Raw genomic sequence first — 24,522 nt, forward strand, 5'->3', positions numbered from 1 at the left:
CAGTTCCGGGCATACGGAAAAGCGCGGCCTCCCCGGGAGCGGGGAGGGTGTGGGGAACAGCACTTAGTTCACACCGTGATTTAAGAAATGAACGCTGACCCTGTCAAGGGTTTGGTATAGACCGGAGATGCGTGCACCTCTTGGAACCGTCGCCGATGGCCGAAAGGGCAGTGGCACCGATCGGCTGCCCCCGGTACCGCCGAGGACAGCGGCACGACCGGCCCCCCGCTCCCGGAGACGGCCTCCGGTCCCCCGTTTCCCGTCGCGGCGGCCCCCGCACGGTTGGCCGATTCCCGACCCGCGTCCGGCGCCCGCCCGCACCGGCTTCCCCCTACTGGCCGCCGGGCACGGCCGTCCCGGCGCGCGTCGCGTCCGCGCCCCAGCTGGCGAGCAGGCGCAACGCCTCGGCGGACTCCGACCCCGGCTCGGCGTGATACGTGACCATCGACTGCTCGGCGTCGTCGGGGAGCATGAACGTCTCGAACGAGAGCGAGAGTTCCCCCACCAGCGGATGGCACAGCCGTTTCACGCCGTGGCTCTTCTCCTTGACGTCGTGCCTGGCCCACAGCCGCCGGAAGTCCTGGCTCTTCACGGACAGCTCACCGACCAGGGCGGACAGCCGGGAGTCGTCGGGCCGGCACCCGGCGTCCATGCGCAGGAAGGCGACGATGTCCGACGCCTTCTGGTCCCACTCCACGAAGAGGTCGCGGTAGTCGGGCTTCAGGAACACCAGGCGTGCCCAGTTGCGCTCCTGCGCGGGCAGCTCCGACCAGTCGCCGAAGACGGCGGCGGCCATCCGGTTCCAGGCCAGGATCTCCGCGCGGCGCCCGACGACGTACGCCGGCACGCCCTCCATGCTGTCGAGCAGCACGCACAGCGCGCCGCGCGCACGCTGCTGCCGCGCCGACGGCTTCTTCCGGTGCCGCCGGGGCTCCGCGAGGTGCGACAGATGCGCGCTCTCGGCGTCGCTGAGCCTCAGGGCGGACGCGATCGCGTCCAGGACCTCCGCGGAGACGTTCTGTCCGTTGCCCTGTTCGAGCCGTGTGTAGTACGCCACGGAGACACCGGCCAGCTGCGCCAGCTCCTCGCGGCGCAGTCCGGGAACCCTGCGGTGCCGGCCGAAGTCCGGCAGCCCCACGTCGTCCGGTTTCAGTCGCGCGCGGCGGCTGCGGAGGAATTCGCTGAGTTCGGCGCGCCGGTCGAGGGCGGGCCCCGCGCCGTCACCGGGAGCGCCGCCGGAGGGCCGCAGGTCGGGTTCGGGCTGGTCGTCCATGCGCCCAGTATCCACGGACGTACGCACATCATCCTGACCCCGCCAGTGGTAGGACCGGTGGTCGTACGCAGAACCGTGGTCTGGGTGAAGTGCGCGAGGCGGGGCAGGCTTGACCGCGTGCCCGGATCGGAAGGCCGCCGGGCACAGGACCACTCCTTAGGAGAACTCCCGCATGACCACTGTCCCCGCATACGCCGCCCCCTCCGCGAAGGCTCCGCTGGAGCGCACCACCATCGAGCGTCGTGCGGTCGGCGAGTTCGACGTCCTGATCGACATCAAGTTCGCCGGCATCTGCCACTCGGACATCCACCAGGCCCGCGACGGCTGGCACGAGGGCATCTTCCCGATGGTGCCGGGCCACGAGATCGCCGGCATCGTCACCGAGACCGGCCCGGGGGTCACGAAGTTCGCCGTGGGCGACCGCGTCGGCGTCGGCTGCATGGTCGACTCCTGCCGCGAGTGCGACAACTGCAAGGCCGGCCTGGAGCAGTACTGCCTCGACGGCAACACCGGCACCTACAACGCCCTGGACAAGAACGGCGACCCCACCTACGGGGGCTACTCCACCCACATCGTCGTCGACGAGAACTACACCGTCCGCATCCCGGAGGGCCTGGCCCTCGACGAGGCCGCGCCGCTGCTGTGCGCGGGCATCACCACCTACTCCCCGCTGAAGCACTGGAAGGCGGGCCCGGGCAAGAAGGTCGCCGTCGTGGGCCTGGGCGGCCTCGGGCACGTCGGTGTCAAGATCGCGCACGCGCTCGGCGCCGAGGTCACCGTGCTCTCGCAGACCCTGAAGAAGCGGGACGACGGTCTGAAGCTGGGCGCGGACCACTACTACGCGACCGGCGACCCGAAGACCTTCGAGGACCTGGCCGGCACGTTCGACATCATCCTGAACACGGTGTCGGCGCCGCTGGACATCGACGCCTACCTCTCCCTCCTGCGGACGGACGGCGCGCTGGTGAACGTCGGCGCCCCGGAGGAGCCGGTCTCCCTCAACGTCTTCTCGCTGCTCGGCGGCCGCAAGTCCTTCTCGGGCTCGGGCATCGGCGGCATCCGGGAGACCCAGGAGATGCTGGACTTCTGCGCCGGGCACGGCTTCGGCGCGGAGATCGAGCTGATCGCGGCCTCGGAGATCAACGAGGCGTACGAGCGGGTGCTCAACAGCGACGTGCGCTACCGGTTCGTGATCGACACGGCCACGATCTGAGGGTCGTGACGGCGGGCCCGGCCGGCCCGCTCCGGACAGCACGGACGCTTCCCCGGCGGGACACCGCCGGGGAGGCGTCCGGCGCTCACCCCGCGTCCGTGCCGGCGCCGTCCTCCTCCTCGATGGCCGCCGGGCGCAGCTGGGCCGCGCGGATGCGGCCGACGTCCAGCTTGGTGCCGCGGTCGAAGCGGTAGATGCCGTTCTGCTCCTGGAAGACGTCGGTCAGCTGGGTGTAGCAGTAGCCGAACATCCCGGGATCGCCGAGCAGCACACCGGTGAGCCCGCTGAACCGTGCGTGGAACTCCTCCTCGTCGCGGACGCGTTCCCCGTAGCCCCAGGAGGCGGTGCGGTCCTCACCGGACTGGGCCGCGGCCGCCTCGGGGTCCCACCAGATCCCGCCGAACTCGCTGACGAAGTAGGGCTGGCCGCGGTACGGCTGCGAGTAGGCGTTGCCGTTCTCGTAGGCGTTGACGAAGGGCCGGTCCTCGGCCAGCCCCGCCATGAGCTTCCCGAAGGCGGCGGGGTCCTGCTCGTAGCTGTGGGAGTCGTAGACGTCGGTCTCGGCGACCCGATGGGCGTAGCCGGACGCGTCGATCACCGGACGGGTGGTGTCCATCGCCTTGGTCGCGAGGAACATCGCCCGGGTGACGGCGTCGAGCTGGGTGATGCGGTCGTGCAGCTTCTGGTACGTCTCGTTGAGGGGGCACCAGCCGACGATCGAGGGGTGCGAGTAGTCACGCTCCACGGCTTCGAGCCACTGTCCGACGTACGAGGCGTCCGGCTGCTGGTTGTCGCCCGACGAACCGCCCGTCTCGCAGCCCCAGTCGCCGAACTCGCCCCACACGAGGTAGCCGAGCCGGTCCGCGTGGTACAGGAACCGCTCCTCGAAGACCTTCTGGTGCAGCCGGGCCCCGTTGAAGCCGGCCTCCATGGCCAGTTCGATGTCACGGACCAGCGCCTCGTCGGTCGGGGCCGTCATCAGACCGTCGGGGTACCACCCCTGATCGAGCACGAGCCGCTGGAAGAGCGGACGCCCGTTGAGGGTGACGGCCTTGCCGCGCATGCCGACCGCGCGCAGGCCGGCGTAGCTCTCGACCCGGTCGAGCACCTCGCCCGACGCGTCGACGAGTTCGAGGACCAGTCCGTAGAGGTGGGGATCCTCCGGGCCCCACTCGCGCCGCCGGCCGGCCGGCACCGGGAGGTACAGGCGGGGTGCGAGGTCGAGGTCGGCCCGTGCCTCGGCGCGTGCCACCTCGGTGTCGGCGTCGGTGAGTACGGCACGGACGAGGTGGCCCGGCCGGTTGCCCGAGAGGGGCAGCTCGACGTGGAACGCGGAGCCGGCGAGGTCGGGGGTGATCCGTGGGCGCCGCAGGTGCGTCTCGGACACGGGCTCGGCCCAGACGGTCTGCCAGATGCCGGTCACACGGGTGTAGTTGCAGTCGTGGTTGGCGTACTGCACGGCCTGCTTGCCGCGTGCCTGGGGGCCGGAGCGGGGGTCGCGGGCCCTGACGGTGACGACCACGTCCTCGCCGCTGCCCGCGATGTCCCCGAGGTCGGCGGTGAACGGTGTGAAGCCGCCCCGGTGCCGCGCGACCTCGGTGCCGTCGGCCCACACGGTCGTGTCGTAGTCGACGGCGCCGAAGTGAAGCAGCACGCGGCGGCCGGCCCAGGAGCGGGGCAGCGAGAGCGTCCGCCGGTACCACACGGCCTCCAGGAAGTCGGTCTCCCCGATGCCGGAGAGCTCGGACTCCGGCGGGAAGGGGACGACGATCTCCCGCTGGAGTTCACGCGCCAGGAGGCCGCGTTCCAGCCCGCTGTCCCCCTGGTCCGTCTCGAACTGCCAGACGCCGTTCAGGTTCAGCCAGTCCGGGCGGACGAACTGCGGGCGGGGGTACTCCGGGCGGGGTACGGAGGGAGTGGACAACACGTGCTCCAGTCGTTCGGCGGGGTGGCGGGGAGCCGCCCCGGTGGTACGGAGGGGGTGGGCGTGTCGCGCGGTCAGGAACCGCCGAGACCCGTGGTCGCGACCGAGTCGACGATGCGCCGCTGGAAGAGGAGGAAGACCGCGATCAGCGGCAGGGCCGCCAGCAGGGCGGAGGCCATGGACTGCGCGTACTGGATCCCGAAGGCGTCCTTGACGGTGGCCAGGCCGACCGGCAGCGTCATCAGGTCGGGGTCGTTGGTGACGATGAAGGGCCACATGAAGTTGTTCCACGCCCCGATGAAGACGAAGATCGCCACGGCCGCCACGACGGGCCGGGACAGCGGCAGCACGATCGAGGTGAAGACCCGGAGTTCGGACGCGCCGTCGATGCGGGCCGCGTCCTCCAGCTCCCGGGGGATGGCGTCGAAGAACCGCTTGAGGATGAACACCATCATCGGTGCCACGACCTGGGGCAGGATCACCGCCGCGTAGGTGTCGACGAGGTCGAAGAGCAGCATCTGCCTGAACAGCGGCACCACGAGCAGCTGGGGCGGGACCATGATCGCGGCGACGGTGACCGCGAGGAGGACCTTCCGCCCGCGGAAGGTCCCGCGGGCGAAGCCGTAGGCGGCCAGGGTCGAGATCCCCACGGTGAGCAGCGTGACGAGCCCCGCGATCAGGAAACTGTTGAACGCCCAGAGCACGACGTTCCCGCGCTCCAGGATCTGTTCGTAGGACCCGAGGGTGAGTGCGCCCTTCAGCGGCGACAGGCCGGGGGTGGACACGTCCTGCTCGCTCTGCAGCGAGGTGGCGACGGCCCAGACGAACGGCACGAGCCAGACGGCGGCGAGGACGGCGAGCGCGGCCCCGGCCAGCACGCGCGGGATACGGCCGTGTCCCAGCAGCAGCGGTGAACCCGTCGCTGCGCGCGGTGGACGGCGGCGCCTGCGGGGTGCGGTGGCGGCGACGGACATGGTCAGCCCTCCTTGCGGAAGAAGCGGAGCTGCGCGATGGAGACGATGATCACGAGCGCGAAGAAGAGGTAGGAGACCGCCGAGGCGTAGCCCAGCCGGTAACCGGTGAACCCGACGTCGTAGACGTATTCGAGGACGGGCCTGGTGGATCCGTTGGGGCCGCCCTTGGTGAGGATGTAGATCTGGTCGAACACCTTGAGCGAGGCGAGGACCTGGAGCATGGCGACCAGCACGGTGGTCCTGCGCAGTTGGGGCAGGGTGACCGACCACAGGCGCCGCCAGGCACCGGCGCCGTCGAGCGCCGCGGCCTCGTCGTACGTCGTCGGCAGGGACTGCAGCGCGGCGAGGTAGAGCAGGAAGTTGAAGCCGACCGTCCACCAGACGGTGACGGCTGTGACGGACCACATGGCGACGGCCTCGTCGGCCAGCCAGCCGACGGGTTCCAGTCCGAGCCTGCCGAGGAGCTGGTTGCCCAGTCCCAGGTCCGGCTGGTAGAGCCAGGTCCAGATGAGGGTCACGACGGTCACGGGAAGCAGGTAGGGCGCGAAGAAGGCCAGCCGCCACACCCACTGCCCCGCCAGGCCGCTGTGCACCAGGAGCGCCATGGCCAGGGCCACAAGCACGAGCGGCACGGACGAGAGGGCCGTGAACAGGGCCGTGTTGCCGAGACTGCTCCAGACGTCCGGGTCGCCGAACGCCTCGGTGTAGTTGTCGAACCCGACGAAGCTCGTGTCGCGGAGTGCGAGCGAGGTGTCGGTGAAGCTCATCCAGAGGCCGTGCACGACCGGCCACACGAGGAAGAGCGCGAAGACGGTCAGGAAGGGCAGGACGAAGAGCAGTCCGTTGCCCGGCCGGGTACGGCGGATACGGCCCGGCGTCCCGGGGCTGTCGGCCCCGGGGGACGGCGTGCCGGCGGGCACGCCGGCTCCTATGGGTGCGGTGGTGGTCACGGGATGACTCCTTCGGCTCTCGGTCAGGCCACCGGGTTGGGCTGCCGCAGCAGCGAGTCCGCTTCGCGGACCATCTGGCGCACCGCCTTCTCGGCGGAGGTGTTGCCCAGCAGGGCCGCCTGGAGCGGCTGGCACATCCGGTTCTGGAAGTTCGATCCCGCGCCGACGAACCAGTTCGGCGGGTCGAGCACGGCGACCTCGCCCGCGTCGGCGTACGAGGACTGCGGCTTCAGGGCGGCGTATTCCGGCTCGGCGAGCACCGGCTGGTACGCGGGGATGTGGCCGGCGCTCGCCCAGGTCAGGCTCTGCTTGACGATCTGCGCGATGTAGCGGTGTGCCTCGCGCCGCCGGTCCGGGTCGGGGTTCTTCTGGTGCGGGAGGACGAAGCTGTGCGAGTCCGTGTAGACGGCCGGCCGCTCGAAGACCTGGGGGAAGGGCGCGGCGCCCAGCGGGACACCGGACTTCTTCAGGGTCGGCAGTTCCCATTCGCCGAGCATGACCATGCCGCCGCGGCCGCCGGCGAAGTTGGCGATCGCGCCGTTGTAGTCGAGGTTGTTGGGATTCGTCCTGCCGTCGAAGAGCTGCTGCATGAAGTCCACGACCCGCACGGCCGCGTCGACGTCGATCTGGGGCGGTCCGCCGTCCGGCAGGGTGAAGGAGGCTCCGGTCTGTGCGTAGAGCGCGGCGAACTGGCGCCAGTTCTGCGCCGTGTCGGTGACGTGGCCGAAGAGGATGCCCGCCTGCCCGGTGGCGTCGGCGAGCGCCTTGCCCGCGTCCAGCAGGGCCTCGGGTGAGCCCATGGGTGCGAGGGCTCCGTCCGGGTCGAGGAGCCCGGCCTTGTCCGCCGCCTCGGTGTCGTAGAAGACGATGAAGGGGTGCACGTCCAGCGGGATCGCGTACACCGTCCCCGCGTGCTGGGTCCTGGACCACACTGCGGGGGTGAAGTCCTCCTCCGCCACCCCGAATTCGGCGAGCAGGCCGAGGTCGAAGGGGTCGAGCAGTCCTCCGGGGGCGTAGCCGGCCAGCCGGGAGAGGTGCAGGACGGCGACGTCGGAGGCCCGGCCGCCGGCGGCCGACATGGCGAGCTTGGTGTAGTAGGACGGGCCCCAGTCCAGGATGGTCCGGTCGACCGAGAAGCCGTCGGGTCCGGCGGAGACGGCATCGATCATCTCGTCCATCAGCATGCCGTCACCGCCCTGGAAGAGGTCCCAGACGCTCAGGTCCGAGGCTCCGGACGCCGAGGCGGGTGACGCGCAGCCGGCGAGCGGGCCGGTGGCGAGCAGCGCACCGGCGCCCGCCAGTCCGGAACGCAGGATGCCGCGTCGGGTGACGCCGTGCGCCGGGCCCGGTGCGGGCGCGTGGCGCACCGGGCGGGCGGGGAACGAAGAACTCATCGCGGACCTTTCGACGGCCGGACGTCCATGCCGAACCGGCGGTGGGCCCCCTGCACAGAGGGCCCACCGCACGCGGCAGTTGGTTGCCGCACCTGGCTGAAACAGTGCGGTGGCATGTTTTTACATCGATGTACATTCGCTGTAAAGGGTTCGGCGCAGACATCTGCGCCGCGGCCCGCCGCCCCAGCGGCTCCCCCGGCACCCTCCGGCAGGGCAACCGGAGGGACGCACATAGACTCGGCGGCGCGCGAGAGCAGGGGAGATGGCGATGGCACGGCCGAGGATCAAGGACGTCGCCCGGCACGCAGGCGTGTCGGAGAAGACGGTGTCCAACGTGATCAACGACTACACCCATGTCTCCGACCGCACCCGGCGAGTGGTCCAGGAGTCCATCGCCCAGCTCGGGTACCGGGTGAACCTGGCGGGCCGTCACCTGCGCAAGGGCCGTACGGGCATCATCGCCCTGGTCGTACCGGAACTGGACGTCCCGTACTTCGCGGAGCTCGCCCGGCACGTCGTGCGCGAGGCCGGGGAGCGATCCCTGACCGTGCTGATCCACCAGTCGGGCGCGGACCGCGAGCACGAGCTGGCCGCGCTCGCGGGGTTCGGCTCCGACTTCGTCGACGGCGTCATCCTCAGCCCCCTCGCCCTCACCGCCGACGATCTGCGCGAACGTGCGGGCGCGCCGCCCACGGTCCTGCTCGGGGAGTTGCTGGAGGAGGGGGCGGACCACGTCGCCATCGACAACGAACTGGCGGCACGCGAGGCCACCGCCCACCTGATAGCCCTGGGCCGCCGCTCCGTGCTGGCCGTCGGCGGGCGGGACGACGCCGGCCTCGGCACCGCCGAAGCGCGCACCCGGGGCTACCGGGCGGCCCTGGACGCGGCGGGCATCGCCTACGACCCGTCCGCGCTGCTCCCCGTCGCGTCCTTCCGGATGTCCGACGGAGCCGCGGCGGTCGAGGCCGCGCTGAACCGGGGGATCCGGCCCGACGCGCTGCTGTGCTTCAACGACCAACTGGCCCTGGGTGCTCTGCGCGCCCTGCACGAACGCGGCGTCCGCGTGCCGGAGGAGGTCGCCGTGATCGGCTTCGACGACGTGGAGGGCGGCCGGTTCAGCGTGCCGACCCTCAGCACCGTGGCGCCCGACAAGGCGGCGGTGGCCAGGACGGCGGTCCAGCTCCTCCAGCGCCGCATCGACGAGGCGTCGGGGTCGCCGTCGGACGGTACGGCGGTCCCGGCCGTCCTGTCGCCGCAGGACCGGGTGGTGGCCCACCGCCTGGTCCTGCGCGAGAGCACCGAGGGCGGCTCCCGCGCGAGGTGACGGTCGCGTGCCGCGGGGCGGGGCGCCGCGGTGTCCGGGGCAGGGTCTCCCCCGCCGTCGCCCGCCCGGCGGGACGTCCGCGTGCCGCCCCGTCAGTCCCGGTCCTCGCGGATCATGTCGGCGCACTTCTCACCGATCATCATCGTGGTGATGCAGGGGTTGACCGCCGGGAGGAACGGCATCACGGACGCGTCGGCCACCCTCAGGCCCCGCACTCCCTTCACCCGGAGTCTGGGATCGAGGACGGCCTCGGGGTCGTCGACGGCGCCCATCCGCACCGTGCCCGCGGGGTGGTACACCGTGTTGTGGGTCTTGCGGATGTAGTCGAGGAGTTCCTCGTCGGTGGTGGCACCGGTCCCGGGCGCCAGCTCACGGCCGGCCCAGGCGGCCATCGGCGCCCGCGAGACGATGTCGCGGGCGAGCCGCAGGCCGTAGGTCATGACCCGCACGTCGTGCTCGTCGGTGAAGTAGCGCGGGTCGACCCGGGGCTTGTCGCGGAAGTCGCGGGTGCGCAGCCGGACGGTACCCTCCGAACGCGCTCGGGTGACGTTGGGCGTGAGGCAGAAGGCGTTCTCGGAGGTGGGATATCCGCGCCGGTAGGTGTTCATGTCGAACGGCACGGAACCGTAGTGGAACATCAGGTCCGGGCGGTCCAGGCCCCCTTCGGTGTCGGCGAAGATGCCGATCTCCCACCACTGGGTGGAGGTGGTGACCATGGGCTGCCGCGCCTCCCACATGATCACGCCTTCGGGGTGGTCCTGGAGGTGGGCTCCGACGGCCCGCGAGTCGACCTCGACCTCCACCCCCATCTCGCGCAGGTGTTCCGCCGGACCGATCCCCGAGAGCATGAGCAGCTTCGGCCCGTCGATGGAACCGCAGGCCACGACGACCTCGCGGCGAGCACCGACGGTACGGGAGTGGATGAGGTCCGGTGTCAGGTACTCGACCCCGGTGCAGCGCCGCCCGCCGTCGAGGACGAGGCGCTTCGCGTGCAGCCCCGTGCGCACCTCCAGGTTGGGCCGCTGCCCGATCACCGGGTGGAGATAGGACACGGACGCGGACGAACGGGTGCCGTCGGCACGGGCGTTGATCTGGAACCAGTGCGCTCCGCGGGTCACCGTCGTGCCGGTGTTGAAGGGTGTGGTGGGGATTCCGGCGTCCGCACAGGCCTCCAGCAGGGCCGCACCGCACGGGTCGTTCGGCGGGATGGTGCGGATGGTCACCGGACCTCCGCGTCCGTGGTGGTCCCCCGGGGCGTCGTTGGTCTCCAGCCGCTTGTAGAGGGGGAAGCAGTCCGCGGCGCTCCAGCCCTCGCACCCGAGGGCGCCCCACTCGTCGAGGTCCTCGGCGGGCGCCCAGAAGGCGATGCAGGAGTTGTGGGACGAGCAGCCGCCGAGGACCTTCGCCCGGGCGTGCCGCATGAAGCTGTTGCCGTTGTCCTGGGGCTCCACCGGGTAGTCCCAGTCGTAGCCGGATTCCAGCAGCCCCATCCACCGGTCGAGCCGGAGGACGTTCTCGTCACCGACGTCGGAGGGACCGGCCTCCAGGACGCACACGGTGACGGAGGGATCCTCGGACAGCCGGGCTGCGACGACCGCGCCGGCCGTGCCCCCGCCCACCACCACGTAGTCGAATTCGTCCCTCGGCGCGCTCTCAGCGGACATCGGTGTCTCCAGGGATCAGAGGGTCAGGGGGCGGGCGGCGGATCAGGCGGACGGCGTTGTGGGCTCGGCCGGGTCGTTCGCCTCGGAACGGTGGCTCTCCAGGACCCCGGTCCTGTGCCGCTGGACGAACCAGTAGTAGACGAAGCCGCCGCCCCCGACGATGCCGACGAAGACGAAGGCACCCCAGCGCAGGTACCAGTGCTGCGGCCCCGTCGCGTTGTAGACCTCGGCGCGCGGCCACGCGAGGTTGAGCGCCATCCCCGCGCCCCACAGCACGGCGAGGATGTTGACCGGCAGCCCGAAGCGGCCGAGTGTGAAGTTGCCCTCGGCGCAGCGCCAGTCACCCTTCAGCCGGCGGACGAGCATGGGCGCGGTGACCAGCAGGTAGGCCACGTAGATCATGATGACGGCGATGCTGGTGATCACCGAGAAGATCTGCGGCTGGTTGATGTTGATCACCAGGATGACGACGCCCACCACACCGATCAGGACGGCGGGTACGACGGGGGTCTTGAAGCGGGGGCTGACGCGGGCCAGCACCGACCCGGCGGGCAGGTTGTTGTCCCGCGCCATGGCGAACATCAGCCGGATGCCCGCGGCCTGCACGGCGAGCACGCAGACGGTGATCGCGACGACGACGCACCACAGGAAGATCTCGCCGATGGTCGAGCCGAGCGTCTGCAGCACGACGTACTGCAGACCCCCCGTCGACAGTTCCTTCGCGGCCAGGTCGGGGACCGCCAGCAGCGCGAAGAGCAGGATCAGTCCGCCGATGAGGAAGGAGGCGATGAGGGCCCGCAGGATCGCACGCGGCGCGTTGCGGCTCGGGTGGTGCGACTCCTCGCCGAGCGACGACGCCGTGTCGAAGCCGTACATCACGTAGGCGGACGCGAGTGACGCGGTGAGGAACGCGCCGAAGTAGCCGAGGGTCCGCCCCTCACCGAGCCCGTACGTGTCCGTCAGGACACTGCTGGGGCCGCGGGTGATGTGCGCGGCCAGGAAGACGATCAGTGCGACGGCGGCGATCAGCTCGATGAACACGCCCGCGGAGTTGATGCGTGCCATCAGCTTGACGCCGAACGCGTTGATCAGGGTGGAGAACAGGATCAGGACCGTGCCCAGGAGCACGGCGTTCTCCGCGGCGTCGTTCTTGCCGCTGCCGTCGCCGACGAACTGGAACCAGTCGTCGATCTGCGGGAGCGTGATCTGGTACGCGAGGGCCACGGCGGACAGCGAGACCATGGTGGCGGTCATCATCATCCAGCCGCCGAGCCAGCCGACGTGCGGACCGCCCATGGTCTTGGCCCAGTTGTAGATCGACCCGGCCACGGGATACCGCGCCGCCAGCTCGCAGAAGCACAGGGCGACCATCAGCTGGCCCACGAACACCATGGGCCAGGACCACCAGTAGGCCGGGCCCCCGAAACTCACGCCGAAGTAGAACAGCTGGAAGGTGCCGGTCAGGATCGAGATGTAGCTGATGCCCGCGGCGAACGTGTGGAAGTTGCCCAGGGTCCGCTTGAGTTCGGGCTTGTAGCCGAGTTCGGCGAGCGAGTCGTCGTCGTGCGTGCCGTCGGCCCGGGTACCGGGAGGAGGCGTGCCCGTCGGATCGGGGCTCGTGGGGCCGGACGTGCTCATTCGAACCACCTCTGCGGACGGGCGGCGGTGTTGCGCCAGATGTGCTTGGCCTCCTGGTACTCCGCGAGCCCGGCCGGGCCCAGCTCACGGCCCACACCGGACTGCTTCATGCCGCCCCATTCCGCCTGCGGGACGTACGGGTGGAAGTCGTTGATCCACACCGTGCCCGCGCGCAGTCCGGCCGCCACCCGGTGGGCGCGCTCGCCGTCCTGGGTCCAGACGGCGCCCGCCAGCCCGTAGACGGTGTCGTTGGCCAGGGCGACGGCCTCGGCCTCCTCGCCGAACCGCTCGACGGTGAGGACGGGCCCGAAGGACTCGTCCCGCACGACGGACATGTCCGGGGTGCACTCGTCGAGCACGGTCGGCAGGAAGTAGAAGCCCCGCTGCAGCGCCGGGTCGTCCGGGCGGGCGCCCCCGCAGCGCAGCACCGCGCCCTCCGCGAGACCGGCGGCCACGTAGGTCTCCACCTTGTCGCGGTGGGCGGCCGAGATCAGCGGCCCGCTGCGCGACCGCTCGTCGAAGGGCCCGCCGAGCCGGATCCCCTCGGCGCGGCGTACGAGTTCGCCGACGAAGTCGTCGTGCACCTCGTCCTGCACGAGGAGCCGCGCGCCCGCCGAGCAGACCTGGCCGGCGTGGAGGAAGACGGCCATCAGCGCGTAGTCGACCGCGGTGTCGAACTCGGCGTCGGCGAAGACGATGTTGGGGTTCTTGCCGCCCAGCTCCAGCGCGATCTTCTTCACGGTCGGCGCGGCGGCTGCCATGATGAGCCGTCCGGTGGCCAGACCTCCGGTGAAGGACACCATGTCCACCCGGGGGTCCGAGGTCAGGGGCTCGCCCACGGCGGCTCCGGCCCCGAGTACGAGATTCGCGGCCCCCGGCGGCAGTCCGGCCTCGGTGAGCGCCTTCATCAGGAGGATCGCGGTGTGCGGGGTCAGTTCACTGGGCTTGAGGACGAAGGTGTTTCCCGCGGCGAGCGCCGGGGCGACCTTCCAGGCGGTCTGCAGAAGCGGGTAGTTCCACGGCGTGATCAGTGAGCACACGCCCACCGGTTCGTGCACCACCCGGCTGTCGATCGCGGGATCACCCGTGTCCACGACCCGGTCGGTGCCGCCGGCGGCGACGAGGTTGCCGAAGTAGCGGAAGCAGTCGGCGATGTCGTCCATGTCGTACTCGCTCTCCACGAGCCGCTTCCCGGTGTCCAGGGTCTCGGCTCGGGCGAACGCGGCCTTGTCGCGTTCCAGCAGGTCGGCGACGCGCAGCAGGAGCCGGCCGCGCTGCGCGGCCGGTGTGCGCGGCCAGGGTCCGCCGTCGAACGCCTCGCGCGCCGCGGCCACCGCTGCGGCCGCGTCCCGCGGTCCCGCCTCGTCGACGGCGGCGACCAGTTCGCCGTCGGCCGGGCAGCGGATCTCCCGCGTCCCGCCCGCGACGGCGGCGCTCCAGCGGCCACCGATGAACAGCTCAGGCATGGGTCCCTCCGGGCTCGGTCCGGGCTCGCACGGGTGGGTGGAGGCCGAAGCCGAACGTGCCGAGCTCGCCACCCAAAGTAAGCGCCCGCCGGCCGGCCCGCGCGTCGAGCGGGAGGTGCGCTTCGACCGCCCGCCGCCGGAGCCGGTCGCTCCCCCTCCCGGCCGGGCGGCGGGCCCGGCCCCCTGGGCGCGCCGCCGGCGGCCCGCGGCCGGCCGCGCGGGCCCGGCATCCGCCCCCTCGGCGGTGCAGGGCTTCCACCCGCCACGCCCCGGGCGCGCGCGACGGGACGCGGGTGCGATGCGATCCCGGAGCACCGGTTTCCGGCCGAAGACTCGATTCTCGTACGGAAACCATTCGCGCATCACCGCAGGTCAGAAGGTAGTTTCGGGTTGTACCATTGCAATTCGTCCACATGCCGGACACGCGTCACGCGATCGGCGCACCACGCACGAGCTGCCCGAACGGCCATTCGGTCGGCCCGTCGGACGCGGGCTGGGCCGGAAAACACTGATCGATGTGCGCTCACCGCCCGCAGCCGCAAGACTCCCGACCGCAATCACGCCCCCAAGTGAAGGAGTTTCACCAATGCGTCACATTCTCGGCAGGATCGGCGTCATCATCACGGCTTCCGCACTCACGACGGGCGCCGCCGCTGCCGCGAGCACGGCCGACGCCGGCCCTGCCCGGTCCGCCGGCCTCTACGCCCCGTCGGCCCTCGTCCTCTCGGTCGGCAAGGGGGATGCCTCCTCCGCGACCGTCCAGCGGGCGGTCACGCTGAGCTGTGCACCGCGCCCCGGCGGCACGCACCCCGCGCCCAGCGCCGCCTGTTCGGAACTGCGGTCTGTACAGGGCGAGTTCGCACAGCTGACGAGGCCGCAGTCCCAGGGCGACTGCACGCGCCAGTGGGACCCCCTCGTGCTGAGCGCGACCGGAGTGTGGCAGGGCCGGAGCGTCTCCTGGTCGGCGACCTTCGGCAACGAGTGCGAGATGCGGGCGAGCCTGTCCGAGGGCTCGGTCTTCTCGTTCTGACCCCGTGTCCCGGCCCCGGCAAGGGGTGAACGCTCCCCGGTACGACGGACAGCCCGTCGTACCGGGGAGCGTTCCGTCGTGCCGGGCGTCCCGCTCCCGGCCCCGGCAAGCGCCGGCCTACCCGAGGGGCCCTCCGAGCCACCGCGTCGAGCGACCGGCCGGGAGCAGCCGGCGCCCCAGCCTTCGAAGCCTCGTCGCGGCTCCGTCGAAGACCCCGGTACCGGCTCCATGGTGGGCGCACGCACTCCCGCACCTGGGACTATGGTGTCCCACCACATACGCCTCTGACCTGCACCTTCCTACGGTATGGCGACACGGAAACGTCCCCGCCAACTGTCCGGAAGTGGTATCCATGGCCGCCCCAGCAACCGCTCCCCCGCCGCCGTCCAACCTCCGCCGCATCGTCGCCGCGAGCCTCGTCGGGACGACCGTCGAGTGGTACGACTTCTTCCTCTACGGATCGGCCGCCGCGCTGGTCTTCAACAAGCTGTTCTTCCCCGACTCCGACCCGCTCGTCGGCACCCTCCTCTCCTTCCTCACCTATGCCGTGGGCTTCGCCGCCCGTCCGATCGGGGCCCTGGTCTTCGGGCACTACGGGGACCGGCTGGGGCGCAAGAAGCTCCTGGTCCTGAGCCTGCTGATGATGGGCGGCGCCACCTTCGCCATCGGCCTCCTGCCGACCCACGCCACGATCGGTTCCGCCGCGCCCGTCCTGCTGACCGTCCTGCGCCTCGTGCAGGGCTTCGCTCTCGGCGGCGAGTGGGGTGGCGCGGTGCTGCTCGTCTCGGAGCACGGCGATGCGAAACGGCGGGGCTTCTGGGCCTCGTGGCCCCAGACGGGAGCGCCCGCGGGGCAGTTGCTCGCCACCGGTGTGCTCTCCGCCCTCACGGCCCTCATGTCGGAGTCGGCGTTCGAGTCCTGGGGCTGGCGCATCCCGTTCCTGCTCTCCGGGGTGCTCGTGATCCTCGGCCTGTGGATCCGCCTCTCCGTCGACGAGTCGCCCGTCTTCAAGGCGGCCCTGCTCCAGGCCGAGCGGCGCAAGGCCGCCGCCGAGCCCGCGGAGAAGATGCCGCTCGTCGCCGTGCTGCGGCACCACTGGCGCGACGTGATCATCGCGATGGGCGCGCGGATGGCCGAGAACATCAGCTACTACGTGATCACCGCGTTCATCCTCGTGTACGCGACGACCGCCGTGGACCTGAGCAAGCAGACGGCACTCAACGCCGTACTCGTCGCCTCCGCCGTGCACTTCGCCGTGATCCCGCTGTGGGGCGCGTTGTCGGACCGGATCGGGCGCCGGCCGGTCTACCTGATCGGGGCCGTCGGTGTGGCGGTGTGGATGTTCCCGTTCTTCGCGCTGATCGACAGCCGGAGCTTCGGGAGCCTGCTGCTCGCCGTCACGGTCGGTCTGATCTTCCACGGCGCGATGTACGCACCCCAGGCGGCCTTCTTCGCGGAGATGTTCGCGACGCGGATGCGCTACTCGGGGGCGTCGATCGGCGCCCAGTTCTCCTCGGTGGCCGCGGGAGCTCCCGCCCCGCTCATCGCCACGGCGCTGCTCGCCGACTTCGGCACGTCGACCCCGATCTCCCTGTACGTCATCGCCGCCGCTCTGATCACGGTGCTGGCGATCGTCTGCGCCAAGGAGACCAGGAGCAGGGATCTCGCGGAGATCGAGCCGGGGGCGGCGCAGCAGGCCCCGGAGGCCCGCGACGTGCCCGCCGACGCCCGTACCGTCTGAACCACGGTCCCGAAGAAGCCGCGGGGCCCGTCTCCGTCAGCCGTCCCGGTCCACGGGACGGCTGACGGAGACGGGCCCCGCATCCCGTCCGTGCGTTCGGCCGTCGTGTCGGCTCCGCCCGGGCGCCCCGCCGTCACACGTCGTCACGCGTCGGCGGCGGGTGCCCCGTAGGTACCCTCCCCCGTGCTCAGGACCCGGTCGACGCCGGTGAGTTCGAGGATGTGACCGAGCTCCCTGCCCACCCCGACGAGGAGCAGGGACGTTCCTGCGGTCAGGCTCACGCGGTGGGCGACGACGAGTTCCGTGATGCCCACGGAGTCGCAGAACACGAGCCGTGACATGTCGAGGACCAGTGGCACCCCCGCACGCTTGGGTATCTCCTCGAAGGCCCTTCGGAAGCGGTCGGCCGTGAGGTGGTCGAGTGCTCCCGTGAGCCGCAGGACGACGGCTCCGTGATGTCCGTGATCCACCGTGAGCACCAGCGCGCGATCAGGCATCGCCGACGCTCCGCGGGACCGGGTGGTCGCCATGGGTGCGGTGGGCGCCGGCCGGGATGCGCCGGAGGTCAGAGGAGCCGGGCCGCCAGCAGCGCGATGTCATCGGTCTTTCCCTTTCCGAAGGTGTCGAGCAGGACGTCGCACAGCTCCTCCAGTGCCGGTGGCGCACCGCGGAGGGTCTCGCCCAGTGCCGCCATGCTGTCGTCGAGGTCCTCGCCGGGTACCTCGATGAGTCCGTCCGTCAGCAGCAGGAGTGTGGAGCCCTCCGGCACGTCGTGGCACGTGGCGGGCGGATGCGGCAACTGGAGGCCGAGCAGCGGTCCGTGCTCCGTCAGGTAGCGGGTGGAGCCGTCGGGGTGCCTCAGCAACGGCGGTATGTGTCCCGCGTTCGCGACGTGGATCCGCCGGCCGCCCGGCTCGACCAGGACGAGGCACACGGTGACGGTGATCGACGGGCGCAGCCGCACCAGCAGGGCGTCCAGGCGGTCGAGCAGGGTCCTGGGGCCGTGTCCCTCGATGGCGTAGGCGCGCAGTGCGTGGCGCACCTCGCCCATGATCATGGCGGCCTGCAGGGAGTGGCCCGCGACGTCGCCGATGGCGAGCAGCAGGCCGTCGGACGTCTGGATGGCCTCGTAGAAGTCGCCGCCGATCTCGGTGTGGTCGGCGGCGGGCTCGTAGCGTACGGCCATGTCCACGCCGGGCACTTCGGGCAGGCGGTCGGGCAGGAACGTGCGCTGGAGGGTGAGCACGAGGGCGTGCTCCTCGCTCTGGCTGCGCAGTGCCTCCAGGGCCAGCGCGCACGCCTGGGCCAGCTGCGACAGGAGTTCGCCGTCGTCGGCTCCCCCGAGGGTCGCGGCGTCCACGGCGAGGGCGACCGGGGGACGTCCCTGCTTCGTCCGGGCGAGGATCAGCCCGACCCGGCCGGGAAAGACGTCGGCGCGGCCGGAGGGATCACGTGAGACCAGTGCCTTCCACCGCTCGCCCGACAGCAGCACGGTGTCCGTACCCGTGCCGTCTCCGAGCGCCGTTTCGCACAGGAGGTCCAGGACGCGCAGGTCCGCCTGCCAGACGGGTACGGCGGACTCCTCCGGGCTCGCCGGGTCCGGGCCCCGGCCGCCGGGACCGGTCCGCGGGGCCGCGGCGAGATGGAGGGTGCGGCCGTCTGGACTCAGGGACACGGCGACGGCGGGTGAGCCCATCAGGGCGGCAGCCCCGGTGGCGGCGGCGGTGGTGAAGGCCTCGCCGTCGCGCGCCCCGTACACGGCGAGGGTGCTGCTGTTCAGCGCGGCCACCCGCGTGGCCAGCCGCTCGGCACGCCGGCGGGCGCGGGCGTAGCGCAGCGCGGCCGTGACCGTGGCCAGCAGTTCGTCCGGAGCGATCGGCTCGGTCAGGTAGGCGTCCGCGCCGCGGTGCAGCCCCAGGGCGCGGTCACTGACCTCGACCGCCGTCGCGGACACGTGGATGACGGGCAGCGAGGCGGTGCGTGGGTCGGCCTTGATCTGCTCGCACACCTCGAACCCGCTCATGTCGGGCAGCCGCACGTCCACGACGGCGAGTTCCGGAAGGTCGGCGTCGGAGGCCGCGGCGAGCAGGGCCAGCCCCTCGGCGCCGTCGGCGGCCTCCACCACCGTGTGACCGGCGCGGCGCAGCCAACTGCCCACGATGTAGCGCTTCGTGTCGTTGTCGTCGAGCACCATGACGGTCGCGACGGCGCTGTCCGGGTGTGCGTGGTGACTCACTGCCTGCCGTCCTCTCCGGCTGTGTACGGGGTCTTCGGCGGCTCGCCCCCGAAGGCGGAGGCGAGTTGCGCCAGGGAGAGCGTGGACTTGTCGAGAACGGCTCGCGCGTGTGCCAGCCTCGCGCCGTCCAGGGACTCCGCGGGTGCCGAGGTGACGACCACGACGGGTATGCCGCACAGCGCGGGGTCGGCGGCGAGTTCGGCCAGGACCGCGTAGCCGTCCATGTCCGGCATGTGCAGGTCCAGGAGCACCGCGTCCGGCCGTTCGGCCCGGACGGTGGCGCTCGCGAGGCCGCCCTCCCCGACCTCGATCAGCCGTCCGGCCAGTTGCGTCAGGACCGGACGCACCGTGCTCCTGAACGCCTCGTCGTCGTCGACGGTGACCAGTACGGCGAGCGGGGGGCCACCCGCGGGGGCGGTGTCGCCGGCCGCGCGGCCGGCGGGCAGCCGCACCGTGACCCGGGTCCCGGAACCCGGCCGGCTCGTGAGCACGAGGGTCCCGCCGAGGAGTTCGGTGAGCCGTCGCGCGTAGGGGAGCCCGAGGCCGGTTCCGGAGCGCCCGCGCTGGTGGGGGCCTCGTACCTGGTAGAACTCCTCGAAGATCTGCTGCTGCTCGTCCTCGGGGATGCCCACACCCGTGTCCGTGACCGTGAAGACCACGTGGTCGCCGTCGGCCGCCACTTCGAGGCTCACGGCCCCCCGCTCCGTGAACTTGAGCGCGTTGGACAAGAGGTTGCGCAGGATCCGCGTGAGCATCACCTCGTCGGTCAGCAGGGGGAGTTCCGAGGTGGCGACGGACAGTTCGACCTCTCCCCGCGTGCCGTATCCCTTCAGCGTTCCGCGCAGTTGCCCGAGTACGGCCCGGAGGTCGACGGGCGCGAGGTGGGGTTCGAGACGTCCCGACTCGGCCTTGGCGACGTCGAGGAGTTCGTCGACGAGGGCGAGCAGCGTGGCGCCGGACGCGGAGATCAGAGAGACCTGCCTGCGCTGTTCGTCGTCCAGCCCGCCCGAGACGGGGTCGAGCAGGAGTCTGGCCAGGCCCACCACCGAGTTGACGGGGGTGCGCAGTTCGTGGCTCACGTTCGCCCAGAAGCGCGTCTTGGCCTCACTTGCCTGCCGCAACTGGTGCGATTTCTCCTCCAGTTCGGCGTAGAGCGCGACCACGCCCCGGTTGGTCTCCTCCAGCTCCTCGGACAGCTCGGAGTAGAGGGCGACCACCCCCCGGTTGGTCTCCTCCAGTTCCTCGTTGAGCCGGCGGAGCTCCTCGCGCTGGGCCCGCGACTCCTCCAGGGCCGCGATCAGATCGCTGGTCTGGGCCCGGGCGTCCTCCAGGACGCTGCTGCCCGTGTGCTGCACGAGCAGGTCCCGGACCCGCTGCACGCCGTCGGCGGTGTGCGTGCCGGCGGTGAGCTGCTGCTCGACCGACAGCGTCCGGGAGCGGGCCTCGTGGTGCACCGTGACCAGCCGGGAGGCCGCGCGCAGCGATTCGTCACCGGGGCCGGGGCCGTCCCCCCAGAGGAGCGCCGCGCGCAGCACGGGCGGCGCTCCGGGCACCGCGCTCAGGGTGACCCTCAGCCCGGACGAGCCGAGCAGGTCGCGGCCGAGTTCGCTCAGGGCGGTCGCCAGTCGTGTCTGGTCCTGCCGTTCGGCCCCCAGCGCCTGCGCCGCCGCCTTGCCGGTGCGGCGCAGGGCGAAGACGTCCTGCTCGGTGGTCAGGGCGATCGTCACCAGATGCGCGGTGCCGTCCGCCGGGGTCGAAGTCACCAGTGCCCCTTCACTACGGCGACGCCCGCGTCGTCGCGGCGTACGCCGGCCTCCCGCAGCAGCTGGGCGGCTGCCACCAGGGGCGAGTGCTCCAGGAAGCCGGGCAGGGAGGACGGCGTCCAGCGTTCGGTGAGCCCGTCCGAGTGCATGACCACGCCACCGTGGCGCGGGAGTTCCTGGCGTACGGCGCGGAGGTTCGGAAGCTGGTGCCCGACGATCCCCGGTGCGGAGAGCAGGGAGCGCCTGCCGTTGGTCTCCGAGTCGACGACGAACGTGCTCACGTTGCCCACGCCGCAGAAGAGCAGGCTCCTGGTGAGCGGTTCGACGCGCACGACGGCGACCGCGCCGCCGCGGCTGCCGCGCAGGGCCTTGTGGATCTCGGTGATCACGCCCGCGGGGTCCTCGGACCGGCTCTCGCGGAAGGCGGTCACGGCCGCCTCGGAGGCCCGGTGGGCCAGTGGGCCGTGTCCGAGGCCGTCGCAGAACATCAGCAGCAGTGCGGGCCCTTCGGCCTCCCCCTTCGACGCCGGTGCCACCTTCGTCTGCCGGGGCCGGTCCGGGGCCGGCCGGAATCCGGTGAGCGCGGCCCACCCGAGCGGGTCGGCGGCGGGCTCGCGTGCCGCGACCCGGTGCGTGGCCGCGGCCGTCGGCTCCGCCGTGCTCCCCCCGGCCACGCGCGCGGCCCAGGCGTCCCCGCACACCACCTCACCGGTGATGGGCCGGGTGATGCCCGCGACGACCGGCTCCCCCGGTGGAGCGGAACGCCGGGCGGCGTCCCTGGTCCAGAACCGGGCGGTCAGCACGGTCCCCCGCCCCGGCAGTGAATGGACGTCGAAGCTGTCGGCCAGGCGGGTGATCGCCCCCAGGCCGATCCCCAGCGTTCCCGCGGACGACGTGCCGTCCACGAGACACCGGGCGATGTCCGGCATGCCGGGGCCGTCGTCCGTCGTGACGATCTCGAGGCCGGCGTCCTGTTCGGTGCGCACGATCCGGAGCAGCAGCGCGCCGTCGACGGCGTGCTTGCGCAGGTTGGTGGCCGCCTCGCTCACCGCGAGGGACACCTCGGCGCAGCGCTGCTCGTCGAAACCGAGGCGCCTGGCGAGCGCCGCCGCGGCTCCCCTCGTCGACGCGGGAAGCGACTCGTCGTCACGGAACCACGCGACGTCCTCGGATTCCAGCAGGGTCAGCGGGCCCATTTGGTCACCGCAACCTGCGTGCCCCGGCCGACCTCCGTGTCGAGCGTGAAGTCGTCGACCAGCCGCCGGGCTCCGCTGAGTCCCAGGCCGAGACCGCCGCCCGACGTCCAGCCGTCGGTCAGGGCCAGGTCCAGGTCGGGGATGCCGGGGCCGGAGTCCTCGAAGACGGCGGTGACACCCACCCGGCTGTCCTGGCGGACGAGGCCGGTGCGCATGACGCCGCCGCCCCCGTAGACCAGGGTGTTGCGGGCGAGTTCGCTCGCCGCGGTGACCAGCTTCGTCTGGTCGACCAGCGAGAGCCTGCACCGCTGGGCGAGGGTGCGCACCAGCTGGCGGGCCCGCACCACGTCGTCGTTCGACGTGATGGTGACGGTCTCGTGATCGGCGTCCGGGACGGGCCGGGACCCGCTCACGGCTTCGCCGGAGGACGGCTGTCGGGCCGGGCCAGCATGTCGAGCCCCTTCTCCAGTGTGAGAGCCGTGCGTACGCCGCCGAGTGAGAGTCCCAGCTCGACCAGCGTGATGGCGACGGCCGGCCGCATGCCGACGACGACGGTCTCGGCGTCCAGCATGTGGGAGATGGCGGCCGTGGTGGCGAGCATGCGGCCGACGAACGAGTCGACGATCTCCACCGCGGTGATGTCGATGACCACGCCCGTCGCACCGGTCGCCACGATCCGCGCCGCGAGGTCGTCCTGCAGATCGAGGACGGTCTGGTCCTCGAGGTCGACCTGGATGGAGACCAGCAGGACGTCGCCGATCTTCAGCACGGGGACTCGCTCGGTCACGCCCGTCCTCCGGCCCCGCCGAGCTCCACGCTGTTGCGGCGCAGTGCGTGCTTGAGGGCGTCCGCGAGCGTCGCCTTGGTGACGATGTCGCCGAACTGGATGCCCAGTGCCACGATCGTCTGGGCGATCTGGGGGCGGATGCCCGAGATCGTGCACTCGGCGCCCATCAGCCGCGCCGCGACCACGGTCTTGAGCAGGTGCTGGGCGACCTCGGTGTCGACGGCGGGGACGCCCGTGATGTCGATGATCGCCTGGTCGGAGCCGGTGTCGACGAGGGTCTGGAGGAGCTTCTCCATGACGACCTGGGTGCGCGCCGAGTCCAGGGTGCCGACCAGGGGGACGGCGACGACGCCCTCCCACAGCTTCACCACCGGGGTGGACAGTTCCATCAGCTGCTCGGACTGGGCGCTGATGATCTCCTCACGCGCCTTCGCGTACACCTCGATGGTGTACAGCCCGAGCGCGTCCATGAGACGGCTCAGCCGGAGGTAGGCGTGGATGTCCTCGGCCGACGTCTCGGTCGTCGGTTCGAGGATCTCCTTGCAGGCGAGCACGCTGATCGCGGTCTCGGTCGGGGAGAAGCCCTGCCGTGCGCGGTTCCGGGACAGTTCACCGAGGAGGGCGCGGACCTCGGCGTACTTCTCGCCCTGCCAGTCGAATCCGCCCTCCCTGAGGCCGTCCACTAGCGCCGAGTACAGCTCGCGCAGCTCACGGTCCAGTTCGGCGAAGGAGACGCGGCCGCGCAGCGTCTGCGAAACGGTCTGCACCCATGCGGCGCCGAGCGACTCCCGCTGCTCCGTGAGCAGCCCCACCAGGCGGGTCGATATCTCTTGCTCTGCCACCGAAGTGACCCCTTCTCTCATGCCCGTCATCACAGTTCCTGCGCAGCGTATTCCATCGCCACGGAAGGCCGGCCGGCATACCGCCCGCCGCGATGGTCGCTGTTCTCACACCCGGCCGGGCCGGGATCTCCGGCCGCCGGGGGAACGGCCGCCCGCGTGCGGGGAGTACCGGCCGACCAGCGGGTCCCCGGCCGGATCGCGCATCCGCCCACCGGACGGCCCGCGTCGCGACGGCGGCCCGTCACAGCTTCTCCAGAGCGAACCCCGCGCAGAGGAGGACCAGGCCGAGGAGGAGTACGAGCGCGAGGGGAAGCATGAGCACCGGGTGCCCCTTCACAAGGACTTCACACCCGCGCACGCGGGTCTCTCCCGGAGACGGTGATCACATCGCGGGCGACGGCCGCCTCGGGCGGATCCGTGCCGGTGGGGCGGAAGTGATATTCCCTGGGCCCGTCAGGTTTGGGGCGCCGCTTCCCGGTCAGACGGACCCTCGGTCGCACGAGGGCGCGTGAGCTCCTGACGGCAGCACGGAAGGCGGTCGCCCCCGGACCTGGGGAGGTCGACGGGGACGCCGCCGCCCGTGTCTCCGTCACGCTCTCGGCCGTGCGGCCGGCGAACGGGTCAGGCCCCGGTGGTCGGCTCGAACCAGGTGGGGCCGTCCGTGAGGGACTGCTTGATACGGAACAGGGAGAAGTCGTTCAGGGGCGGCAGCGCGTCCACGTCGAACCAGGCCACTTCCAGCGACTCGTCGTCGTTCACGCGCGCCTCCCCTCCGACGGCACGGCAGCGGAAGGTGACGTCGAGGTACTGGCAGCGGTCGCCGTTCGCGTACTGCACGGGCTTGAGGGCCTGGGTGAGCACGACCCGTTCCGCCACACAGCGCACGGCCGTCTCCTCGTACACCTCGCGCTCCGCCGTCGCCGCAGGCTCCTCGCCGGGCTCGCAGATGCCGCCGACGACCGACCAGTTGCCCGTGTCGGACCGCCGGCCGAGCAGCACCCTGCCCTCGTCGTCGAAGACGATCGCGGTGACTCCGGGCAGCAGGAGCAGCTGGTGGCCTGCGGTCGCACGGATGTCACGGATGAAGTCTGGAGTAGCCATGGAGCG

Annotated in this window: 20 protein-coding genes; 4 read left to right on the plus strand and 16 right to left on the minus strand. The window is 71.5% G+C overall.

The window, feature by feature from the left end:
- Positions 1-331 precede the first annotated feature (331 nt).
- On the minus strand, positions 332-1,273 hold the full coding sequence (locus OHT61_RS03245; protein ID WP_329034865.1) for a helix-turn-helix domain-containing protein: 942 nt from the start codon (positions 1,271-1,273) through the stop codon (positions 332-334).
- 172 nt (positions 1,274-1,445) lie between these two features.
- Here OHT61_RS03245 and OHT61_RS03250 point away from each other — a divergent pair, with 172 nt between their 5' ends.
- The gene (locus OHT61_RS03250) at positions 1,446-2,486 is read left to right on the plus strand and encodes an NAD(P)-dependent alcohol dehydrogenase (protein WP_329034866.1); all 1,041 of its coding nucleotides are present in this window, start codon (positions 1,446-1,448) and stop codon (positions 2,484-2,486) included.
- Positions 2,487-2,571: 85 nt separating this feature from the next.
- Here OHT61_RS03250 and OHT61_RS03255 read toward each other — a convergent pair whose 3' ends face one another.
- The 4 genes from OHT61_RS03255 to OHT61_RS03270 form a co-directional block, all read right to left on the minus strand.
- Positions 2,572-4,410, minus strand: a complete 1,839-nt coding sequence (locus OHT61_RS03255) for a glycoside hydrolase family 2 protein (protein ID WP_329034867.1) — start codon at positions 4,408-4,410, stop codon at positions 2,572-2,574.
- Positions 4,411-4,484: 74 nt separating this feature from the next.
- Positions 4,485-5,384 carry a carbohydrate ABC transporter permease gene (locus tag OHT61_RS03260; RefSeq protein ID WP_329034868.1) on the minus strand — a complete coding sequence of 300 codons (900 nt, stop codon included), beginning with the start codon at positions 5,382-5,384 and terminating at the stop codon, positions 4,485-4,487.
- A gap of 2 nt (positions 5,385-5,386) precedes the next feature.
- Positions 5,387-6,334, minus strand: a complete 948-nt coding sequence (locus OHT61_RS03265) for a carbohydrate ABC transporter permease (protein WP_443049355.1) — start codon at positions 6,332-6,334, stop codon at positions 5,387-5,389.
- 23 nt (positions 6,335-6,357) lie between these two features.
- Entirely contained in the window at positions 6,358-7,728 is a 1,371-nt protein-coding gene (locus OHT61_RS03270) for an extracellular solute-binding protein (RefSeq protein ID WP_329034869.1), read from the minus strand.
- A 268-nt stretch (positions 7,729-7,996) separates the two neighbouring features.
- Between OHT61_RS03270 and OHT61_RS03275 the strand changes: the two genes are divergently transcribed.
- Positions 7,997-9,052, plus strand: coding sequence for a LacI family DNA-binding transcriptional regulator (locus OHT61_RS03275; protein ID WP_329034871.1), 1,056 nt, complete (start codon positions 7,997-7,999; stop codon positions 9,050-9,052).
- A 92-nt stretch (positions 9,053-9,144) separates the two neighbouring features.
- On the opposite strand, the gene OHT61_RS03280 is transcribed toward OHT61_RS03275, so the two are convergent.
- Genes OHT61_RS03280 through OHT61_RS03290 form a run of 3 tightly spaced genes read right to left on the minus strand, consistent with a single transcriptional unit; the run spans position 9,145 to position 13,820 of the window.
- Positions 9,145-10,716: a GMC family oxidoreductase gene (locus tag OHT61_RS03280; protein WP_329034873.1), complete on the minus strand. Its 1,572-nt coding sequence runs from the start codon at positions 10,714-10,716 to the stop codon at positions 9,145-9,147.
- Between the two features lie 42 nt (positions 10,717-10,758).
- Positions 10,759-12,354: an APC family permease gene (locus OHT61_RS03285; protein ID WP_329034874.1), complete on the minus strand. Its 1,596-nt coding sequence runs from the start codon at positions 12,352-12,354 to the stop codon at positions 10,759-10,761.
- A complete protein-coding gene (locus tag OHT61_RS03290; RefSeq protein ID WP_329034875.1) occupies positions 12,351-13,820 on the minus strand; it encodes an aldehyde dehydrogenase family protein in 1,470 nt (489 codons plus the stop codon). The genes OHT61_RS03285 and OHT61_RS03290 overlap by 4 nt, the downstream gene beginning before the upstream one ends.
- Before the next feature lie 586 nt (positions 13,821-14,406).
- Between OHT61_RS03290 and OHT61_RS03295 the strand changes: the two genes are divergently transcribed.
- Positions 14,407-14,850, plus strand: coding sequence for a subtilase-type protease inhibitor (locus tag OHT61_RS03295; RefSeq protein WP_329034877.1), 444 nt, complete (start codon positions 14,407-14,409; stop codon positions 14,848-14,850).
- A gap of 352 nt (positions 14,851-15,202) precedes the next feature.
- Positions 15,203-16,591, plus strand: coding sequence for an MFS transporter (locus tag OHT61_RS03300; protein ID WP_329034879.1), 1,389 nt, complete (start codon positions 15,203-15,205; stop codon positions 16,589-16,591).
- Between the two features lie 143 nt (positions 16,592-16,734).
- Here the strand turns inward: OHT61_RS03300 and OHT61_RS03305 are convergent, their stop codons facing one another.
- The 8 genes from OHT61_RS03305 to OHT61_RS03340 all read right to left on the minus strand — a co-directional run bounded on the left by OHT61_RS03305 (position 16,735) and on the right by OHT61_RS03340 (position 24,516).
- Positions 16,735-17,088, minus strand: coding sequence for an STAS domain-containing protein (locus tag OHT61_RS03305; protein WP_329034881.1), 354 nt, complete (start codon positions 17,086-17,088; stop codon positions 16,735-16,737).
- Positions 17,089-17,156: 68 nt separating this feature from the next.
- Positions 17,157-18,827 carry a fused response regulator/phosphatase gene (locus OHT61_RS03310; RefSeq protein ID WP_329034884.1) on the minus strand — a complete coding sequence of 557 codons (1,671 nt, stop codon included), beginning with the start codon at positions 18,825-18,827 and terminating at the stop codon, positions 17,157-17,159.
- A complete protein-coding gene (locus tag OHT61_RS03315; protein ID WP_329034886.1) occupies positions 18,824-20,590 on the minus strand; it encodes a hybrid sensor histidine kinase/response regulator in 1,767 nt (588 codons plus the stop codon). Before OHT61_RS03315 ends, OHT61_RS03310 begins: the two co-directional genes overlap by 4 nt.
- Positions 20,587-21,786, minus strand: a complete 1,200-nt coding sequence (locus OHT61_RS03320) for an ATP-binding SpoIIE family protein phosphatase (protein ID WP_329034888.1) — start codon at positions 21,784-21,786, stop codon at positions 20,587-20,589. The genes OHT61_RS03315 and OHT61_RS03320 overlap by 4 nt, the downstream gene beginning before the upstream one ends.
- The gene (locus OHT61_RS03325; RefSeq protein WP_329034890.1) at positions 21,774-22,199 is read right to left on the minus strand and encodes an anti-sigma regulatory factor; all 426 of its coding nucleotides are present in this window, start codon (positions 22,197-22,199) and stop codon (positions 21,774-21,776) included. Before OHT61_RS03325 ends, OHT61_RS03320 begins: the two co-directional genes overlap by 13 nt.
- The gene (locus OHT61_RS03330) at positions 22,196-22,573 is read right to left on the minus strand and encodes an STAS domain-containing protein (protein ID WP_329034892.1); all 378 of its coding nucleotides are present in this window, start codon (positions 22,571-22,573) and stop codon (positions 22,196-22,198) included. The genes OHT61_RS03325 and OHT61_RS03330 overlap by 4 nt, the downstream gene beginning before the upstream one ends.
- Positions 22,570-23,415 (minus strand): STAS domain-containing protein, encoded by an 846-nt coding sequence (locus OHT61_RS03335; protein ID WP_329034893.1) that lies wholly within the window; start codon positions 23,413-23,415, stop codon positions 22,570-22,572. The genes OHT61_RS03330 and OHT61_RS03335 overlap by 4 nt, the downstream gene beginning before the upstream one ends.
- Before the next feature lie 621 nt (positions 23,416-24,036).
- The gene (locus OHT61_RS03340; protein ID WP_329034895.1) at positions 24,037-24,516 is read right to left on the minus strand and encodes an NUDIX hydrolase; all 480 of its coding nucleotides are present in this window, start codon (positions 24,514-24,516) and stop codon (positions 24,037-24,039) included.
- Between the last annotated feature and the right edge of the window lie 6 nt (positions 24,517-24,522).

This window comes from Streptomyces sp. NBC_00178, assembly GCF_036206005.1.
GTDB lineage: Bacteria > Actinomycetota > Actinomycetes > Streptomycetales > Streptomycetaceae > Streptomyces.

What these genes read in the sequence shown, in the direction of transcription:
- OHT61_RS03300 (WP_329034879.1), top strand. Translation starts at nt 15,203, where the DNA reads ATGGCCGCCCCAGCAACCGCTCCCCCGCCGCCGTCCAACCTCCGCCGC.
- OHT61_RS03305 (WP_329034881.1), bottom strand. Translation starts at nt 17,088, where the DNA reads ATGCCTGATCGCGCGCTGGTGCTCACGGTGGATCACGGACATCACGGA.
- OHT61_RS03260 (WP_329034868.1), bottom strand. Translation starts at nt 5,384, where the DNA reads ATGTCCGTCGCCGCCACCGCACCCCGCAGGCGCCGCCGTCCACCGCGC.
- OHT61_RS03245 (WP_329034865.1), bottom strand. Translation starts at nt 1,273, where the DNA reads ATGGACGACCAGCCCGAACCCGACCTGCGGCCCTCCGGCGGCGCTCCC.
- OHT61_RS03295 (WP_329034877.1), top strand. Translation starts at nt 14,407, where the DNA reads ATGCGTCACATTCTCGGCAGGATCGGCGTCATCATCACGGCTTCCGCA.
- OHT61_RS03320 (WP_329034888.1), bottom strand. Translation starts at nt 21,786, where the DNA reads ATGGGCCCGCTGACCCTGCTGGAATCCGAGGACGTCGCGTGGTTCCGT.
- OHT61_RS03290 (WP_329034875.1), bottom strand. Translation starts at nt 13,820, where the DNA reads ATGCCTGAGCTGTTCATCGGTGGCCGCTGGAGCGCCGCCGTCGCGGGC.
- OHT61_RS03280 (WP_329034873.1), bottom strand. Translation starts at nt 10,716, where the DNA reads ATGTCCGCTGAGAGCGCGCCGAGGGACGAATTCGACTACGTGGTGGTG.
- OHT61_RS03270 (WP_329034869.1), bottom strand. Translation starts at nt 7,728, where the DNA reads ATGAGTTCTTCGTTCCCCGCCCGCCCGGTGCGCCACGCGCCCGCACCG.
- OHT61_RS03340 (WP_329034895.1), bottom strand. Translation starts at nt 24,516, where the DNA reads ATGGCTACTCCAGACTTCATCCGTGACATCCGTGCGACCGCAGGCCAC.
- OHT61_RS03275 (WP_329034871.1), top strand. Translation starts at nt 7,997, where the DNA reads ATGGCACGGCCGAGGATCAAGGACGTCGCCCGGCACGCAGGCGTGTCG.
- OHT61_RS03285 (WP_329034874.1), bottom strand. Translation starts at nt 12,354, where the DNA reads ATGAGCACGTCCGGCCCCACGAGCCCCGATCCGACGGGCACGCCTCCT.
- OHT61_RS03250 (WP_329034866.1), top strand. Translation starts at nt 1,446, where the DNA reads ATGACCACTGTCCCCGCATACGCCGCCCCCTCCGCGAAGGCTCCGCTG.